Annotated in this window: 14 protein-coding genes; 2 read left to right on the top strand and 12 right to left on the bottom strand. The window is 72.5% G+C overall.

The window, feature by feature from the left end:
- The first annotated feature begins 37 nt into the window (after positions 1-37).
- Complete coding sequence (locus WMF34_RS09555; RefSeq protein ID WP_012234455.1) at positions 38-607, top strand: hypothetical protein; 570 nt, start codon at positions 38-40, stop codon at positions 605-607.
- Positions 608-756: 149 nt separating this feature from the next.
- Here the strand turns inward: WMF34_RS09555 and WMF34_RS09550 are convergent, their stop codons facing one another.
- The 11 genes from WMF34_RS09550 to WMF34_RS09500 form a co-directional block, all read right to left on the bottom strand.
- Positions 757-2,097 carry an IS4 family transposase gene (locus tag WMF34_RS09550; protein WP_012237105.1) on the bottom strand — a complete coding sequence of 447 codons (1,341 nt, stop codon included), beginning with the start codon at positions 2,095-2,097 and terminating at the stop codon, positions 757-759.
- A gap of 168 nt (positions 2,098-2,265) precedes the next feature.
- Complete coding sequence (locus WMF34_RS09545; protein ID WP_437870093.1) at positions 2,266-2,769, bottom strand: hypothetical protein; 504 nt, start codon at positions 2,767-2,769, stop codon at positions 2,266-2,268.
- Between the two features lie 96 nt (positions 2,770-2,865).
- Positions 2,866-3,849, bottom strand: a complete 984-nt coding sequence (locus WMF34_RS09540; RefSeq protein WP_437993069.1) for a hypothetical protein — start codon at positions 3,847-3,849, stop codon at positions 2,866-2,868.
- A 38-nt stretch (positions 3,850-3,887) separates the two neighbouring features.
- Positions 3,888-4,952, bottom strand: a complete 1,065-nt coding sequence (locus tag WMF34_RS09535; protein ID WP_437993068.1) for a hypothetical protein — start codon at positions 4,950-4,952, stop codon at positions 3,888-3,890.
- On the bottom strand, positions 4,949-5,662 hold the full coding sequence (locus WMF34_RS09530) for a hypothetical protein (protein ID WP_437993067.1): 714 nt from the start codon (positions 5,660-5,662) through the stop codon (positions 4,949-4,951). Before WMF34_RS09530 ends, WMF34_RS09535 begins: the two co-directional genes overlap by 4 nt.
- 214 nt (positions 5,663-5,876) lie before the next feature.
- A complete protein-coding gene (locus WMF34_RS09525) occupies positions 5,877-7,256 on the bottom strand; it encodes a DUF5050 domain-containing protein (protein ID WP_437993066.1) in 1,380 nt (459 codons plus the stop codon).
- A gap of 455 nt (positions 7,257-7,711) precedes the next feature.
- Complete coding sequence (gene purK / locus WMF34_RS09520) at positions 7,712-8,920, bottom strand: 5-(carboxyamino)imidazole ribonucleotide synthase (RefSeq protein ID WP_437993065.1); 1,209 nt, start codon at positions 8,918-8,920, stop codon at positions 7,712-7,714.
- Positions 8,921-8,975: 55 nt separating this feature from the next.
- Complete coding sequence (gene purE / locus WMF34_RS09515) at positions 8,976-9,479, bottom strand: 5-(carboxyamino)imidazole ribonucleotide mutase (RefSeq protein ID WP_173427451.1); 504 nt, start codon at positions 9,477-9,479, stop codon at positions 8,976-8,978.
- A 115-nt stretch (positions 9,480-9,594) separates the two neighbouring features.
- Positions 9,595-9,882 carry a TerB family tellurite resistance protein gene (locus WMF34_RS09510; RefSeq protein ID WP_437993064.1) on the bottom strand — a complete coding sequence of 96 codons (288 nt, stop codon included), beginning with the start codon at positions 9,880-9,882 and terminating at the stop codon, positions 9,595-9,597.
- A 229-nt stretch (positions 9,883-10,111) separates the two neighbouring features.
- Positions 10,112-11,869, bottom strand: a complete 1,758-nt coding sequence (locus tag WMF34_RS09505; RefSeq protein WP_437993063.1) for a hypothetical protein — start codon at positions 11,867-11,869, stop codon at positions 10,112-10,114.
- 30 nt (positions 11,870-11,899) lie between these two features.
- Positions 11,900-14,527, bottom strand: a complete 2,628-nt coding sequence (locus tag WMF34_RS09500; RefSeq protein WP_437993062.1) for a HEAT repeat domain-containing protein — start codon at positions 14,525-14,527, stop codon at positions 11,900-11,902.
- A 217-nt stretch (positions 14,528-14,744) separates the two neighbouring features.
- On the opposite strand from WMF34_RS09500, the gene WMF34_RS09495 reads away from it, so the two are divergent.
- A complete protein-coding gene (locus tag WMF34_RS09495; RefSeq protein ID WP_437993061.1) occupies positions 14,745-15,746 on the top strand; it encodes an LLM class flavin-dependent oxidoreductase in 1,002 nt (333 codons plus the stop codon).
- 297 nt (positions 15,747-16,043) lie between these two features.
- Here WMF34_RS09495 and WMF34_RS09490 read toward each other — a convergent pair whose 3' ends face one another.
- Positions 16,044-16,832, bottom strand: a complete 789-nt coding sequence (locus WMF34_RS09490) for an FkbM family methyltransferase (RefSeq protein ID WP_437993060.1) — start codon at positions 16,830-16,832, stop codon at positions 16,044-16,046.
- Positions 16,833-17,166: the final 334 nt, after the last annotated feature.

Raw genomic sequence — 17,166 nt, 5'->3', positions numbered from 1 at the left:
ATCGACGGCGGTTCCGCCGTAGAGAGGATGCCCCCCCATGTCCTTGTCTCTTTTTTCCCTCGTCCCGCTCGGGTCTCGCGCGCGCACGACCGCAGCGCTCGCCGCCGGATTCGCCATGACCTCCGCCATGCCCGGCTGCATCATGAACCAGAAGCAATGCACCGAGATGGCCTGTAGCGACACCTTCACCATCACCGCCGCGACGGCGAACAAGAGCTGGGCAGCGGGAGAGTACACGCTGGAGCTCGCGGTGGATGGCAACGCGGTGTCGTGCGCCTACAGCTGGACGAACACACCGAACGTCGGCGGCAGCGGCGTGTTCGTCCAGTGCAGCCCGACCGTCAGCGTCTCGGTCAATGCGGTGGAAATCTGCACGGAGACGAGGCGCGGCGACGCCGTTTCCCAGAGCTGCGTCCCGGCCCCCGGGCAGTTCACCCAGCAGCTCTCGATTCGTGGCACGCCGGCGCGCGTCGACGTCGTCGTGCGGCGGGACGGCGCGCTCCTCGGAGAGCGGAGCTTCACCCCCGCGTACCGGACATGGTACCCGAACGGCGAAGACTGCGGGCCTGGATGCCGGCAGGACGCGCAGGACTGGGCGCTCCCGTAGCGCACGAACCTGCCCCCCGCTCCACGGCGGTTTCCGCCCACCTCTGCACCATCCAGAGCAGAGCGGCAGCAGAGCGGCGGTCACCCGCACAGGAGACGGGCCCAGATCGGCGTTTTCGGCGCGCAAGCGCACCGGAGTCTCAGGATTGATCATATTTTCCCCACCTCCCTCGCGGCGCTCCAGCCCTGGACGAGGGTGAGCAGCTGCTCGTAGCCACGGCCCAAGGTCTGCCAGCCGGGCTCGCCGTTTCGCCGGAGGTGTCCGCCGAGCCCGGCGATTGCCAGGAAGGCATCGCGGGCCGTGGCGTTCTCGGGCAGGGGCTTGCGCGCGAAGACCCGCAGCACCTCGAGCTGGGTGGGCGTGAGCACGGCGGTCGCGGGCTGCTCCGGAGCGCGCCGAGCCTCGCTGCGCAGCAGCAATAGCTGCCAGGCGATGGGCGCGAAGAGCGCCAGCACGTTGCGCAGGCCGTGCAGGTCCTCGATCTGGCGCTTCTCGTAGGCGCATCCGGTCTTCAGGGCCTTGAAGAGCTCCTCCACCATCCAGCGCGCCCGGTACCAGTCGACCAGCTGCGTCAGCTGCTCGACGGACTCGACCGGCTCGCTCGTGAGCAGCACCCACTCGACCGGCGCTTCGCCCGGCGGCGGCTCGATCTCCCAGACGCGTACGACCCGCAACGAGAGCGTCGCAGGCAGCTCGCGCGGCTGGGATCTCGGTCGCCGCAGGGTCACGCGCGTGCTTCCAAGGGCGAGCTTGGCCAAGCGTCCTGCACGCGGAGGATGCAGCCGTTTCTGTTGAGGGCTGCGATTGCCTGCCGGCCGCGGCGAAAGCTCTACCTCGCGCACGGCCACCGCTTGAACATGCGCGAGCGCCTGCTCGAGCTTGGCCTCCGCTCCGAGGGCGTCAGCCTCGACGAGGCGATTGTGCGCGAGCCGAATCACGAACCGATGCCCTGCGCTCAGAAGCTGCGCGAACAGGCCGTAGTCGTCGCCTTCGCGGTCCATGACGTGCACCACATCGTGCGGCGCAGCGCCCAAGACCGCGACTCGCTCCACCTGCTCTCCCCAGCGGTCGTGCTCGTTGTCCGTCGTGCCGTCGTCGCGCACGTGCGTGCTCAGATCGAGCACGCCGAGCGGGCGGCGCGTTCCATCGCCGCTGACCGCCAGCGTGAAGTGGGCGAAGAACGTCTGCCCCGAGGAGCGCAGCCGTCCGAGCCCCTGCCGCTGGCCGTCCGAGCGGAAGGAAAGGGTCGTGGTGTCATGGATGGCGAGCACGACCGGCTCGGCCTCCATGCGCGCGAGGGTGGCGCGCACATGCGGAGCCAGAATCGCCGCGGGCGTGACGGCGTCGTTGCCGAAGAAACGGTACGCCGCCTCCAGCTCGCTGTCGGACAAGAGCGAGGGGAAGCTCTTGTCCGGCGCCTGCGCCAGCTTCTGCACCAGCTTGGTCTGGCGCTTCGAAAGCCGCGCATCGCCGAAGTGCGCGTCGCTCATCTCCTCGGCGAGTGCCGCTGCGTGCTCTGCTGCAGGTGAACCCATCCGCAGCTTTGATCACGTCGCCCAGCACACATCAAGCGAGATGTGTAGGATCTTGAGACCGGAGTGCGCTTGCGCGCCGAAAACGCCGATCTGGGCCCGTATCCGAAGCGGGTGACCGTCGCTCTAATCCCAGCGAGCGGAGAGCACGCCTCTCATCCTGTCGATCCGCAGCGCCCTCTCCAGGGCGCGCCCCTCGTACGCGCTGAGCAGCGCGGGGAGCGCCTGCCGGGCCAGCGCCAGCAGCGCGCGGCGGCGGACCTCCGGATCGAGCCTGCCCTCGACGACGATCTGGCTGAAGGCCAGGGCGAGGATCGCCTCGTCGCGGGTGAGCAGGCCGTACTCGTCCTCCTCGCCGAGCGCCTCCACCTCGGCCGCGTCCACGGCATCCCAGCCGGCATTGCCGACCTCCCAGCGCTCGAGGAGCGCGTCGAGGAGCTCTATCGGGCTCTTCTTCGGGTGCTCGTCGCGGAAGTCGCGGAAGGCGGTGAGGGTCTCGTGCGCGGTCTCGTTGCCGAACGGGGCGGTCTCGTCGGTGAGCGACCAGAAGAACGGGTCGGCGAGGGCAGCGGCGGCCCGGGGGTGGCAGTCGTCGGGGGAGAGGTCGGGGAGCTCGGGCGCTTCGGTCATGGGAGAGGGCTTTCCGTCGGGTGAGGCGCGGGCGCGCCGCGCCGCCACCTTACCGCGTCGGCGCGCCCCGTCCGAGCGCGGCGCCCTCCTCCCCCGTCATTTCCAGTGCCACCTGCCCTTCCCCTTGCCCTTGTGCTTGTGCTTGTGCTTGTGGATGACGAGGACTCGGCCGTCGTCATCGTCGTCGTGCACCACCACGGTCGGCTTGACGTCGACCTTCACGGCCCACGTGGTCGCCACCAGGATGCCGATCACGGGCGCGCTCGGGCCGGCAACGATCACCGCGCCTGGACGGTAACCGCAGAGGACCACGTGCGTGTGCCCGCCTTCCTTGAGCACCACCGTGATCTTGGTCGGATTGACCTTCACGTCGAGCTTGCCGGTGAAGTAGAGCCGATCGGGCCCGGGCGCGAGCACGATGACGTCAGGCCCCGACGCCGTCTGGATCGCGAGCTTGATCTCGCGCTCGCCGATCGGCACCGGCTTGAGGTTGAGATCCAGCACGTACACGCGCAGATCGCCGCTCTCCTTGTCGGCGACGATCTCCACGATGTCGTCTCCGACCGGCTGGAGCACGCCCCCGTTCGGCCCCTTGGTCCCGTCGAGCTGGGTTGTCTGGTGCTCCCTGGCGCTCTCCTGGAGCTCCCGGGTCCCGCCGCGCGGCACGTGCAGCACCCCCTTGAACGGCTCGCCCTTCACCTTGAGCTCGTAGCTGACCTCGGTCAGGTCGTCCTCGAGCGGCGGGAGCTTGGCGAGCAGCACGCCCCCCGACTTGGGCTCCGGCACGAGCGCCGCGCTCATGGGGGCTCCGCCCTTGCCAGGCACGTTGACCGAGACGCTGCCCGACACATCCGCCGCGATGGGCTTGCCGTCGCGATCCTTCACCAGCGCCGTCACCTGCCCGTCCTGGGCCACCGTCATGACGACGGACCCGGGCTCGTGCTGCTCCGTCAGCGCCCAGTTGTCCTCCATGCTCTCCGCCGTGATCTGCGGTGACTTGCTGCAAGCGGACGAGACGAGCGCCGCGGAGGCGACCCCGAGCGCGACGACCATGGACCGGAGACAACGTTGGATTCGCATACACCCCTCTCTGGTAACATCTCGAAGGCGCGATCGCCTCATACCTGCTTGCGCGTCACGGACCAGATGAAGCCGTCGTACCAGAAGTGCATCAGCGCGACGGTCTGCGTGATCGACCACAGCGCGCGGTCGTCCGCCGGCGCGAGCTCGGCCCAGACCCCGTACACAAGGACGCCCCCGAGGAAGAGCGCCACCGCGATCGGCGTTCCGGCCCGGAGCGCGTCGAGGCGCAGCCGGCGGCGGAGGCGGCCGCCCTCCGACCACCAGACGAGCGCCAGGTACTGCACGGCGTGGAACAGGTTCATGATGAAGAAGGCCTGTCCCCAGGGGTTGAAACCCCACGTGTAGATCGAGCAGAGGCCCGTGCTGACGAGCAGCCACACCTTGGGGAACGACACCCGATAGCCCCGCCGGCATATCGCGCGGTAAGCGAGCGCGTAATAGACCAGGTACGACGTGCCCGCGGCGATGACGGCCCAGCTGATGACGCGGTGGCTCGACGTCATCAGCGCGGGGACGGCGGTGAAGAAGGCGGGGCCCACGCCCTCGAAGGCGTCGAAGCTCTGGAAGTGGAGGAGCATCGTCGCGCCGCCAAGGATGGGGCCGGCATACAGGACGAGGTTGAGCCAGAGATCCAGCCGGCGGCCGAGCGCCGGCGCGTTCCCCGCGCGCGCGTCGTAGATGCGCCCGAGGCCGAACGTCTGGAGCGCCGAGTGGTAGACGTCCCAGAACACCACGAGGACCGACACGCAGGCGACGGCCCACATGGACAGCATCATCGCGGCGAACAGGGCGACCGGCGCCACGAGGAAGCGGAGCCGGTGCCGCCGGAAGACATCCGCGTTGCCGTGGCTCCGGAGGAGCACCGCGGCGAGGTGGCCGTGGATGAGCGTGCCGATGAAGAGCCCCGCCCACGTGACCTTCTCCCCATGAAGCCTGAACGTCGCGTCGGCGAACGGCGTCCCCGCGATCAGGGCGCCCGCGGCGAGCGCGAAGAGCGGCGGGAGCAGGAAGAAGGCCCAGTCATACAAGGGGCCGACGATGTACGCGGCCCGGCCCAGACCGAGCAGCGCAGCGGACGCGGGTTCGGCCCGTGCGCTCATGTGGGATGCTCGAGCGCCGCGGGCCGCGGCTCCGGTGCTGCTGGCGAGAAGCCGATCGTCCACCCCTGCACGGCGAGGTGATCGACGAGCGACAGCAGGAAGAGATTCACGCCGAGCATCTCCATCGACTCTTCCACGAAGTCGATGAGCGCGTAGATCAGGTTGTCGCTCCCGGCCCGCTCGGTCCAGTACCCGAGCGGCAGCTCCAGGACGAGCGCGCCGGTGACATAGATCCCGCCCGAGAGGAGGAATCGATTCCGCGTATCTCGCGGGAGGTGCGAGAGGAACCGGAGGTAGACGACCGCGAACACCGCCACCGCGGCGGCCGCCGGGATCACCCAGCTGAAGTACAGGATCCCGCCCAGATCGAGCCAGGAGCTCGCCGCTTCATGGATCTCGACCACCTCGTCGAGCGAGATGTAGAGGAACGCCGCGGAGAGCCCCCACCAGTGCTTCACGAACTTGCCCGTGCCCCGCGCGCCGACGGCAATGACAGCGAGCGTGAGTGAGCACACGAACAGCAGTGACGAGGTGTACCACGTGGGCACATTCTGTTCGTAGCTCAGCGAGAACAACGGGACGACGCCGCTCTGGCTCCTCAGGTGGAGGAGCGGCTTGAGCACCTCGACGCCGAGCCCGGCGCCCGCGATCACCGCCATCACGGCGAGCAGCGCGACCTGGAGCCGGGCCCTCGGGAGCGTGATCTGCATCGAATGAGAAGAACTACGCCAGGACGCCGGACACGGTCAACGCGCAAAGCAGCCAACGCCGGCGTGGAGGGGCGGCGCAGCGCGCCCTGGCGAGCGGGCTCGGGAGCGCTCGCCACAGGCTCTCGAGGCCACCTCCGGTGCAATGCGGTGAGGGCGAACGGGCTCCCTCCGCCGCGTTCGCCCCTGCTGCCCGCAATCGCCGCCGGACGCGCGCTCAAGGAGCGCTGTAGGACACGATCTCGCCTTCGAAGCGGTAGTCACCGCCGTTGGTCCAGAACACGTCCTGACCTTCCGGGGCGAGGATGCGCCAGGCGAAGTGCTGGCCGAGCGCGAGCACGGTGGTCTGGTTCGTCACGAGATCGTGGGCCTGAACGCTGCGGTTCCGGCTCATGTCCGTCGAGAAGAGCGTCGAGCCCCTGAGGGCCAGCCCCGCCATCGAGCCGCCCTGGTAGATCAGCGTCTTCGCCCCTCCGGCGATCGGCGCCTTGTACACGCCGCCGTCGCCGGCGTTGGCCCAGTAGACGAACTGCGCGTCCACCGCGATCCCGGCCGGCTCGCCCTCGTTCTCGGCGATGACGGTCACGTCCCCGCCCGCCTTCGCCACCTTGTAGACCTTGTTCGTCGTGGCGCCGCCGGTCCAGTAGATGTTCTGTGCGTCCTGCGCCAGGTGCTCCGGCGCCCCGGCGCCTTCCGCGAGGACGACGGGCTCGCCGCCGTCGAGCGGCATCTTGTAGATGTTGTGTCCGTCGCCATCGCCGAAATAGACGGACGACTCGTCTCCGATGACGCTCAGCACGTAGCCGATCTCGACAAGCGTCTCCATCCCCAGGGTCGATTTGTCGACGCGCTTGAGCGCCGAGGGGATGACCGGATCGTTGTCTCCGCCGCTCGCCCAGTACACGTGGGAGGCGTTGACCCACAGCGCCTTGGGGTCGGGATCCGCGGGGGTCATCGCCTCCACCTCGGTCGTGCCCGGCTTGACGCGATAGATGTAGCCGTCGTTCGAGTCCGCGGGCGCATTGGCCTCGGTGCCGCCGCTCGCAAAGTAGAGGTAGGTTTCGTCGGCGGCGAGCGCCATCGGGTAGGCGTGCTGGCTCGCCATCACCGCCGGCGGGACCATCCCGGCCTGGAAGCGGGAGAAATGAGGGGTCTCCGTGATGACGCCGGCAGGGGAAGCGTCATGACGCCCGAGCCGCGTGAAGTCATCGGAGCCGGCCGGCGCGGTGAAGACATAGGCGTCGAGGAGGGTGTTTTCCCCGAGCTCCGCCTCGAGCTCGACGGTGATCGGCAGCGTGAGCGTGATCGGCTTGTCGAACGTCTGCCCCTCCGGGCCGAGGAGGTACATGGGCCCCACCCCGCCCTCGCGCGCGCCCTCGACGCGCTCGATGGTGATGTCGGTCGCCGCGCTGACCGCGCCCGGCGGCACGTCGATCTTGAACCCGTCGTCCGAGGTGAACACGCCGCCCTGAGCGTCGACCGAGAACTGCGGCTCGTTCCCCTGCGCGGCGCCGTCGCCCGCGTCCGCCCCCCCGCACGACACGCTGCCCAGCCCGCCCGCCACACACGCGAACACCATGAATGAGATTCTTTTCATCGACTTGCTTCTCCGCGGGCGGTCGCCGCCGCCCATGATCGACAGGGTTGCAAGCAGGGGCACGGCCGGAGTCTCCACGGTCGCGAGCCGATGAGATGTGAACATGCCACAGCGGCGCCTCTTACGAGATGATCGTTGGAGTTGGGATGGGGTGTTGTCGGATCAGCTGCTGCCTGGTCGCCATGAAGACAAAGACGCCGTGAGCGCGCTCCGCACTGGCAGTGAAGACGATTGACTCTGCCGAGCACACTGCACGCGGCCCCGGTGCCGCCGTCGCGTCACACGACAGCGGAGCCCCAGAGCCGCGGGAAGCGAAGCCAAGCATGAGCAAGTAGGACCACCCCCTACCCGTCACGCTGGTCCCGGGTGAGCAGTTGCGCCGCGGCTCATCGGCGGCTCACAAATCGGCGGCCGTGGAGAGCGTCGTGCGCCGGCGGAGGCCCGCCGGCGGCGCGTCAGCGCCCGGGGAGCGGCAGCCCGGCCTGCGCCGAGAGCCGGGCCATCGCGAGCTTCGCGGCGACGAGCGCCTCCTCCGGCGTGCGGCCCGTGGCGGAGAGGTGGCCCATCTTGCGGCCGGGGCGGGCTACCCGCTTGCCGTAGAGGTGGAGCCGGACGCCCGGGATCTCCAGCGCGGCCTCGAACGGCGGCGGCGCGCCGCCGAGCCACACGTCGCCGAGCAGGTTGAGGATCGCCGCGGGGCGGACGATCTCGACCGAGCCGAGCGGCAGGTCGCAGACGGCGCGGACCGCCTGCTCGAACTGGCTCGTCGCGCAGGCGACCTCGGAGGCGTGGTAGCTGTTGTGGGGCCGCGGGGCGAGCTCGTTGATGAGCAGGCGGCCGTCCTTGAGCAGGAAGAGCTCGACGACGAGCAGCCCCTCGACGCGCAGGCCGACCGCGAGGTCGAGCGCGATCTGGACCGCCTGCCCCGTCACCGCGGCCGAGAGCGGGCCCGGCAGCAGCGACCAGTCGAGGATCTGGTCGACGTGGTGGTTCAGCGCCGGCGGGTAGACCGCGAGCTTGCCGCTCGGGCTCCGCGCGACGAGCACCGAGAGCTCGGCCTCGAGGTCGAGCGCCTGCTCGACCACGCAGCGCTGGCCGCCGAGCGACGCGAAGAGCGACGCGGCCTCGCGCTCGAGGCCGCCGGTGCCGCCGGCGCCGCCGCCATCGTCCAAGCGCGCGTCCCCCGAGAGCCGCAGCTGGCCGCGGCCGTCGTACCCGCCGACGCACGACTTCACGAAGCACGCCCCGCCCATGGCGCGCGTCGCCTCGAGGAGCTGCTCGCTCGTCGCGACCTCGCGGAAGGGCCCCACCGGGAAGCCGTTGCGCGAGAGCCAGCCCTTCTGGACGCCGCGATCCTGCACCATGGTCAGCACGTCGGCCGACGGGCGCACCGGCGCGAACCGGGAGGCGGCCACGAGGCCGTCCGTGGCGACCTTCTCGATCTCGAGCGTCACCACGTCACACTGCGACGCGAGCTCGGCCGCCTGCGCCACGTCGTCGAACGAGGCGACGATGCAGCGATCGAGCACCGAACGAGCCGGGCAGTCCGGGTCAGGATCGAGGGCGTGGACCTTGTACCCGAGCGTGCGGGCGGCCAGCGCCGTCATGCGGCCGAGCTGGCCGCCACCGAGGATACCGAGCGTGGAGCCGGGAGCGATGGGCATTTCCGGAGGACCTGGTCGAGGGGGAGCGAAATGAGGCCTGACGAGGCCTGACGAGCTAGACGATGACCGAGTCGCGTAGCACCGCCGCCTCCTGGGCGCCGCGGAAGGCGGCGAGGCGCTCGCGGAGCTCCGGGTGCTTGCCCGACAGGACCGCCGCCGCGAACAGGGCCGCGTTGGCCGCCCCGGGCTTGCCGATCGCCATCGTGGCGACGGGGACGCCCTTCGGCATCTGGACGATCGAGAGCAGCGCGTCCATCCCGTTCAGCGCCGTGGCGGGGATGGGCACGCCGATGACGGGCAGCACCGTCTTCGCGGCGACCATCCCGGGCAGGTGGGCGGCGCCCCCGGCGGCGGCGATGATCACCTCGATCCCGCGCTCCGCGGCCGTGCTCGCGTACTCGAACATCCGGTCCGGCGTGCGGTGCGCCGAGACGACGCGCACCTCGTGCGGGATGCCGAGCTGCGTGAGCAGCTCGCTCGTGACGGCGAGGTGCTCGTAGTCGCTCTTGCCGCCCATGATCACGCCGACCCAAGGCTTCTCGGCCGAGCTCGCTCCCATTTCCGCCGGGGTCCGGCCCTCGCCGGCCCCTCCCTGCGCCATCGTGCTCATCGTTCCACCGCTCACCGGCTCATCGTCCGTCCGTCGTTCGTCATCCGTCGCCCCCCCGCCCGCTTCAGCGCGTGAGCTGATCCAGGAGGCTCAGGCTCTCGCGCTCTTCCTCGCCGATCTCGCCGTCGGACGAGATCATCTCGCGCGCGGCGTTCAGGAAGAGCTGCCGGTGCGCGCGCGGGATCTTCATCGGATCCACGTCGTCGGCCGCGGGCGGCACCTCGAGCCAGCCGCGCACCTGCTTGGCTTCCTCCGCGTCCAGGTGGAGCCGCAGGATCATCTTGCGCACGAACGCGCGCTCCTGGTCGCGCACCTGGAGGTCGGCCCAGGCGAACGAACAGATGAACCTCATCAGCTGGAGGCGTTCTTCGCGAGAAAGCTTGTCGAGCATGGGCGGGGACTCTAGCCCGGATCCGCCAGCGTTTTGTGTGGAAATCAGCGAGCCGCGCGCCGCGTAAGGGGATTCCCGGTTCCGCGCTTTCGCCTTCCCGCGCTCGCGTTCCGACCCGCGCGTCCTCGGATGGGCCGCGCGCTCCAGCGCGGTCGCCGCAGCCCCCGCCCGGGCGCCCGCTCCTCGCCGCTCAGCGGTACGGGCGGGCGACGCGCGGGCCGCGCAGGAGCGCCGCCACGTGCAGCTGCTCGCCGAGCAGATCGCGCAGGGTGGCGGGGTCCTCGAGCGGGGCCGGCAGCGTGATCACGATGGCGTGCGGGGCGATCCGGAGAGCGCGCGCGCGGGCCCGCAGGCCCTTGACCGCCTCGCGCGCCCTGGGCGGGGCGGCGCGCAGCTGCTCGGGATCGTCGGGATCGAGCGCCGCGTCGAGGGGCGGATCGACCACCAGCGTGATCTCGGAGCGCTCGGGGTGGGGGCCGCGCTCGAAGCAGGTGTCGACGTGGAACGTCGCGCCGTCGACCTGCGCGTCCCGGATGCGCATGCGGCCCACCTCGAAGCGGCCGTGGACCTCGGCCGCGAACCGCTCCCAGGCCGCGCGCATCCCCGCCATCGGCGTGGGCGGCGGGATGCGCGCGTTCGCGGCGCCGATCTCGGCCGCCAGCGCGGCGAGGTGCTCCAGGAACGCGCCGAGCCAGGGCTGATCGTGGCCCGGCGTCCGCGACCGGACCGACACGTGCTCGTCGTCCAGCCGGACGTCGTCGAAGGCGAGCAGCGCCCGGCGCAGCGGCCCCGCGACCACGGCGCGCACCTGGCCTGGATCGCGCCCGCGCACGCGGTAACGGCGGCCGAAGCCCTCGTCGTCCTCGGACGACAGCGCGAGCAGGAAGCGCTTCACGCCGACCTCCAGGTCGAGCCCCCACGACGGCCAGCGCAGCTCGCCCACGAGCGCGCCGCTCGACGACGAGCCGGCGTCGATCCACACCGACGCCGCGGCCCCGGAGAGCGTGCCCGAGAGGCGGAGCTCCAGCGCGTCGAGGGACAGGCCGTGGCGCGCGCCGACGGCTTCCCAGACGGCGCGCCACCTCCCGGAGCCGATCTGCCGCCGCATCGCGCCGAGGCCGGGCGGGCTGTCGAAGACGCCGAGCACGAGCGGCGTCGTGTGGACGACGCCATCCGCGCGCGCGAGATCGACGCGCACCTCGAGCCCCCAGACGAGGGCGACCCAGCCGGCGTCGAACGACGGCGCGACGGAGCGGGGGATCCTGAACCGGAAGGGCAGCTCCCGCCCCTCGTCGCGGCTGTCCGCGCGGCGGAAGGCGGTGAAGCGGTGCGCCTCGGTCGCGCGGTTCGGCGCGGAGCGGTCGGCGCTGAGGAGGCGCTCGACGCCGACCAGCGAGATCTCGATCCCGCGCACGCCGCGGCCCTGCACGTTGCCGAGGGCCACCGCCCCCGAGATCTCGTCGCCCGGCGCGAAGACGCGATCGTCGAGCGAGACCTCGACGAAGGGGCTGTCGCCGCGCGCCGTGGTCCCCGCGGCCGGCGACCGGGCCGGGCGCGTGACCGGGCGGGGCGTGACGAGCACCTCGTAGGACTCCTGGACGTCGAGCCACCACGGGATCGCGATGGAGAGCGTGATGCCGTAGCGGATCTCGGCGCGCGTGCCGAGGTACGAGCAGGGCGCGTCGGCCGGGACCGGGAAGCTCGCGCGGTAGCGCTGCTCCCCCTCCGGCAGCGTCGTCGGCCCCGAGACGCGGGCGACGAGCGAGAGGAAGTGGGGCGGCACGAGGACGCGCTCCTCGACGCGGGCGACCTGCATGCCCTCCAAGTGGAGCTCGATCGCGTCGACCGGCGTCCTCCCGCGGCAGCGGAGCACCAGCTCGACGAGGACGACGTCGCCCGGGTGCACGGTCCTGGACATCCGGAGCTCGACGTCGGGTCGGGTTCGCATGGTGTCCGGCTCAGCGCGGCGGGCGCGGGCTCACTTCACGAGCGGGGCCGGTACGGTGAGGCGGATCGGCCCTCGGGGAGCGCCGCGCTCGAAGAGCTCTCCGCGCCGGTCCGCGACGCCGAGGCGCATGAGCCCGTCCGCGCGCACGAGCGCGAAGGGCGCGCGCGGGGCCGGCGCGTCGCGGACCGAGCCGCCCCGGCCCGCGTCGAACGGGACGACGAAGACCACGACGTCCTCGGCGCCGGCGGCCGGCGCGCGGGGCGGCGCGGCGCGGGCGCAGCGCCCGGCGACCGCGGCGTTCCTGTCCTCGGCGGCGCACCGGGCGAGCGCGCGGCGATCGTCGTCGGCGCCGCTCCGCGCGAGGTGGTCGGCGGCCGCGAGGCGGACCGCCTCCGCGGGGTCGCGCGCGAGCAGGTCCCGGGCCGCGTCGCCGTCGCAGCGGGCGCCGGCCACGGTGAGGGCCGCGAGCGCGTTGGCCCGCACGTAGGGGCGCGCGTCGGGGAGCGCCGCGCAGAGCGCCGCGGCCGCGCGGGCCGGCTGCCCGGCGCGGCCGGCGGCGCGCCCGATCGCGCCCGCCGCGTTGCCCGCCACGGCGACGTCCGGGTCCTTGAGGAGCGGCACGAGCAGCGGCAGCGCGTCCTTGTCCCCCGCCGCGCCCAGCGACCAGACCGCGTTGGCGCGGACGCCGGGATCCGGATCACCCGCGAGCTTGCGGAGCGCGGCGGCGGCCTCCGGGTGCCCCGCGAGCGCCTCGGCGATCTTGCGGCGATCGTCGATGGGCGCCGCCGAGGCCATCCGCGCGAGCGCGGCGCCCGCGGCCTGCCCCGGCATGCGGCCGAGCCCCTCGATCAGCGCGTCGCGCGCGGCGTCCGGCGCGCTCGCGATCGCGGCCGCGACCTCGTGGACGAGGCCCTTGCCGCTCGCGTCGCGCGCGGCCTTCGCGCCGCTCGCGCCGCCCGCGTCGTCCGCGCGCGACAGGGCGCCCGAGAGGGCGATGCCGAGCGCGCCGCGGTCCTGCTCCGCCGCGACCGTGAGGCGCTGGAGCAGCGGCCGGGCGCTCCCTGGGCCGGCGACGCGGGAGAGCGCGATCGCCGCCCGGAGCCGCACGTCGGCCGACTCGTCGTCGAGCGCCGCGAGCAGGGCGGCGTCCACGGCCGCGCCGAGCTGCCCTGCAGCGCGCGCGGCCCCGAGCGCCTCGATCACGGCGAGGCGGAGCGGCGTGGAGCGCGCCTTGGCGAGCGGCAGCAGCGCCGCCTGCGCGCGCGGCGACCCGGTGCGCCCGAGCAGCTGGACGAGGGCGAGCTTCTCGTCGGGCGCGGTCGCCGGGTCGACCAGCAGGGCGCGCGCCGGGTCCACCGCGCGCCCGTCGGGCCGCGCTGGATCGAGCAGCGCCGTCGCGGCGCGGATGGCCTCCGCGCGGACCGCGGGGTCGCCGTCGCCGAGCAGCTCCAGCACGCCGGGCAGCGCCGCGGGATCGCCGAGCGCGCCGAGGGCGCGCAGCCCGTGGCGGAGCGGGACGACGCCCCGCTGCATCCCCCGCGCGAGCGCGGGCAGCGCTTCCCTGGCCTTGAGCTCGCCGAGCACGAGGGCGGCGCCCGCCGCGGCGTTGGCCGACGGCGCGGCCGCGAGCGCGGCGACGAGCGCGGGGACGGCCGCGGCGCCGGCGCTGACGAGGGCGTCGCGGACCGCGGAGCGCGGCGCCGCGGGGTTGTCCTTCGCGAGCGCCGCGAGCAGCGCCTTCACGGCCGCGTCGGAGCCGATGCGGCCGAGCGCCCGGAGCGCCGCCTCCCGCACGTCGTTGCTCGAGGTGGCGCTGTCGGACGGCCGCGCCCCCGGGAACGCGCCCGCGGCCCCCGGCGACGCCGTGACGAGATCGGCGATCGCCGACGTCGCGTCGTCCGAGCGCAGCCGGCCGAGGGCGGTCACCGCCTCGACGCGCACGTCCTGGGATGCGTCCTGGAGCGCGAGCAAGAGCGCGCTGACCGCGCGCGGGTCCCCGAGCTCTCCGAGCGCGCGCGCCGTGGCCTTGCGGACCTCCGGCACCGAGTCCTGCACCTTGCCGATCAGCGGCACGACGGCGCGCGCGTCGCCGATCCGGCCGAGCGCGCGCGCGACCTCCGCGCGCACCTCCGGCGCGGTGTCGTCGAGGTGGCCGAGCAGCGGCGAGACAGCGTCCGGGAGCCCCGCCGCGCCCATCGCGGTCGCGGCGGCGAGGCGGACGTGCGGGTCGGGATCGCCGAGCACCCGGCCGAGCGCGACGACGGAGCGGTCCGTGGGCGCCGCGCGGATCACGTCGCAGGCCGCGAGCCGCAGGCGCGCGTCGCCCTCGCCGAGCCACTCGATCACGAGGTCCCCCGCGCGCGGCATCCGGAGGCGCACGGCCGCCCCGGCGAGGTGCAGCCGCACCTCGACGTCCGGATCGCTCATGCCCCGCTGGATCAGCCTGATCGCCGTCTCCGGGGCGAGCTCGCCCACGCGGGTCGCGGCCAGGCGCCGCTCCAGGGCGTCGCCCGACGTGAGCGCGCGCGCGATCTGCTCCGGCACGTTGGGCCAGAGGGTCGCGGCCGCTCCCCCGGGCCACGCGACCGCGGCGGCCGAGGCGGCGACGACGAGCAGGACCTGCGGCAGGCGGCGCAGCGGCGAGGACGAACGGCGCACGAGCCGAGCGTAATACAGCGGGCGCGGCCGCGTCATGGCGTTCCAGACGGCTCGAGCGCCGCGGGGCGACGCGCCGCGGGGCGCGCCGGCGGGGGCGCGCGCTGGCGGGGGCGCCTCCTCGCTGTGATCAAGCGCGGAGACCGCGCACGAGCCGCGCCGGTCCCCGGGCGCTGCCGCAACCGTCCGTGGCGTGCAACAGTCTGGCGAGGTGTCCAACATGATTCCCTTCTCCGTTCTCGACCTAGCTCCGATCGTCCAGGGCGGAGACGCCGCGCAGGCGCTCCGCAACGCGCTCGATCTCGCGCGCCACGCCGAGCGGCTCGGCTATCACCGCTACTGGCTGGCCGAGCACCACAACATGGCCGGCGTGGCCAGCGCCGCGACGTCGATCGTGATCGCGCACGTGGCCGCCGGCACCTCGACGATCCGCGTCGGCGCGGGCGGGATCATGCTGCCGAACCACGCGCCGCTCGTGATCGCCGAGCAGTTCGGCACGCTGGCGTCGCTCTTTCCTGGGCGCATCGATCTGGGCCTCGGGCGCGCTCCGGGCTCCGACCCGGTCACCGCCCGCGCGCTCAGGCGCAACCTGGCCGGCGACGCGGACGGCTTCCCCCAGGACGTCCTGGAGCTGATGGGCTACTTCCGCCCGGCGGAGCCTGGCCAGCTGGTTCAGGCCGTCCCCGGCGCCGGGCTCCGCGTGCCGATCTGGATCCTCGGCTCCAGCCTCTTCGGCGCGCAGCTCGCCGCGGCGCTCGGCCTCCCGTACGCCTTCGCCTCGCACTTCGCGCCGGGCCAGATGACGCAGGCGATCGCGCTGTACCGCAGGGAGTTCCGCCCCTCGGACGAGCTCGCAGAGCCCCGCGTCATGCTGGGGATCAACGTGGTCGCGGCCGGCACCGACGAGGAGGCGCGTCGGCTGTGGACCTCGCTCCAGCAGGCCTTCGTCAACCTGCGCCGCGGCCGGCCGGGGCCCTTTCCTCCGCCGGTCGACGATTTCGAGCGCGACCTGAGCCCTCTGGACCGCGCCGGTCTCGAGCAGGCGCTGGCCTGCTCGGTCGCGGGCTCGCCCGAGACCGTGCGGCGGTGGCTGGACGGCTTCATCACCCGCACCCGCGCCGACGAGCTCATCGTGAGCTCGCCGATCTTCGATCACGCCGCGCGGGTGCGCTCGCTCGAGCTCACGGCGGCGGTGCGCGACGAGCTCGCCCGCGCCGGGTGAAGCGCTGCCTCGGCACGCAGCGCTCTCCGTCCGGCTCGTTCGCGGGACGGTGGTCGACCACCTCCGGGCAAGCCCGCCGGACTTCTACCGAGGTCCTCCACCACCTCCGGGCAAGCTCGCCGAACTTCCACCGAGGTCCTCCACCACCTCCGGGCAAGCCCGCCGGACTTCCACCGAGGTCCTCCACCACCTCCGGGCAAGCCCGCCGGACTTCCACCGAGGTCCTCCACCACCTCCGGACAGCCGTCGGACGTGCTGGTCATGAGGGATGTCGACGCTGCTCGAAGATCGGCGAGCTCACGATGAGCTCGTCGGCGCGGGTGCGGGCGATGAAGGCGTCCAGCCACCGAGGCGGGCGTAGACGTCGCCCGATCCCGATCCGAGGGTCAGCGACGCAAGGAAGCGGCGGATGCCGCCCGCGTCGAGCCACGCCGCTTCGCCGAGGACGAGGCTCTCTCCGCGGGACCAGTTATAGCGGTACTCTCCGAGCGAGGAGAGCCGCTCGACGCACTCGAGCGCGATCTCCCGCGCGGCGGGCAGGTACTCGAAGGAGAGCGCGGGCAGCGGCCTCGAGAGGCCCGAGAGGACCTCGGCCTCGAAGCCTTCGACGTCGATCTTCACGAAGGCGGGGACGCCGAACTCGTCGATCAGCGCGTCGAGCGTGCGCACCTCGACCTCTGCGCCCTCGGCCCATCTCACGCCCCGGAACGACGGATCTCTCCGTACCTTGTCGATCCAGGAGCGCGACAGCGTCGTGACCGTCGGTGCTCGCTCGCTGACGAAGAGGCGCGCTCGTCCCGGTGCCCGACCGAGCGCGGCGTGCAGGACGACGACGTCCCGGTCACGCCCATAGAAGCCGTGGAGCAGGCGAACGAACGCGGTTTGAGGCTCGACGGCGACGACGCACGCCCCGAGACGGCGAAACGTGCGGATGCGATTCCCCGCGTGGGCGCCCACGTCGAAGCAGAGCGAGCCCGGCGTCACGAACTGCCCGTAAAGGCGAGCCATCCGGCCGGCGCGGAGCGGCACGCCGTAATACATCGCGAGCGAACGCGCGATGCCGAACCAGCTCTCCACGCGCGTCATCGCGCTCCTCGCTGCATCGCGGGTCGAACCCGGAGCATGGCAATCCCCTCCCAGCGCCCCCGTGTGCCTCGTGCCTTCATTCCACGGCCCGCGGCGCGGCTCCGATCGCGAGCCGCCGCGAGCGACGGTAGCACGGCGCGCGCTCACCCGCCGCGAGCCCGCCGTTCCATGGCGAGCTTCTACGTCCCACGCCGCCGAGCGGTCTTTACGCTTACGCTAAGGAATCCCCTGATTCAGCAGACCCTCTTCAGCGAAAATTAAACGAGAGGCGAAAGCCAGGGAGTAATTGAAAATTTCGTAAGCGTTCATGACCTGGATTGCGTCCCCCGTCTCC

This window comes from Sorangium sp. So ce145 (genome assembly GCF_051525985.1).
Classification (GTDB): Bacteria; Myxococcota_A; Polyangia; order Polyangiales; family Polyangiaceae; genus Sorangium; species Sorangium cellulosum_B.
This window is presented reverse-complemented; position numbering and strand designations above follow the sequence as displayed.

Bases quoted from the DNA above. Each gene is read 5' to 3' on its own strand.
- purK (WP_437993065.1), bottom strand. From the start codon at position 8,920: ATGCCCATCGCTCCCGGCTCCACGCTCGGTATCCTCGGTGGCGGCCAG.
- WMF34_RS09545 (WP_437870093.1), bottom strand. From the start codon at position 2,769: ATGACCGAAGCGCCCGAGCTCCCCGACCTCTCCCCCGACGACTGCCAC.
- WMF34_RS09550 (WP_012237105.1), bottom strand. From the start codon at position 2,097: ATGAGCGACGCGCACTTCGGCGATGCGCGGCTTTCGAAGCGCCAGACC.
- WMF34_RS09505 (WP_437993063.1), bottom strand. From the start codon at position 11,869: ATGCGAACCCGACCCGACGTCGAGCTCCGGATGTCCAGGACCGTGCAC.
- WMF34_RS09510 (WP_437993064.1), bottom strand. From the start codon at position 9,882: ATGAGGTTCATCTGTTCGTTCGCCTGGGCCGACCTCCAGGTGCGCGAC.
- WMF34_RS09525 (WP_437993066.1), bottom strand. From the start codon at position 7,256: ATGAAAAGAATCTCATTCATGGTGTTCGCGTGTGTGGCGGGCGGGCTG.
- purE (WP_173427451.1), bottom strand. From the start codon at position 9,479: ATGGGAGCGAGCTCGGCCGAGAAGCCTTGGGTCGGCGTGATCATGGGC.
- WMF34_RS09490 (WP_437993060.1), bottom strand. From the start codon at position 16,832: ATGACGCGCGTGGAGAGCTGGTTCGGCATCGCGCGTTCGCTCGCGATG.
- WMF34_RS09495 (WP_437993061.1), top strand. From the start codon at position 14,745: ATGATTCCCTTCTCCGTTCTCGACCTAGCTCCGATCGTCCAGGGCGGA.
- WMF34_RS09555 (WP_012234455.1), top strand. From the start codon at position 38: ATGTCCTTGTCTCTTTTTTCCCTCGTCCCGCTCGGGTCTCGCGCGCGC.
- WMF34_RS09535 (WP_437993068.1), bottom strand. From the start codon at position 4,952: ATGAGCGCACGGGCCGAACCCGCGTCCGCTGCGCTGCTCGGTCTGGGC.
- WMF34_RS09530 (WP_437993067.1), bottom strand. From the start codon at position 5,662: ATGCAGATCACGCTCCCGAGGGCCCGGCTCCAGGTCGCGCTGCTCGCC.
- WMF34_RS09540 (WP_437993069.1), bottom strand. From the start codon at position 3,849: ATGCGAATCCAACGTTGTCTCCGGTCCATGGTCGTCGCGCTCGGGGTC.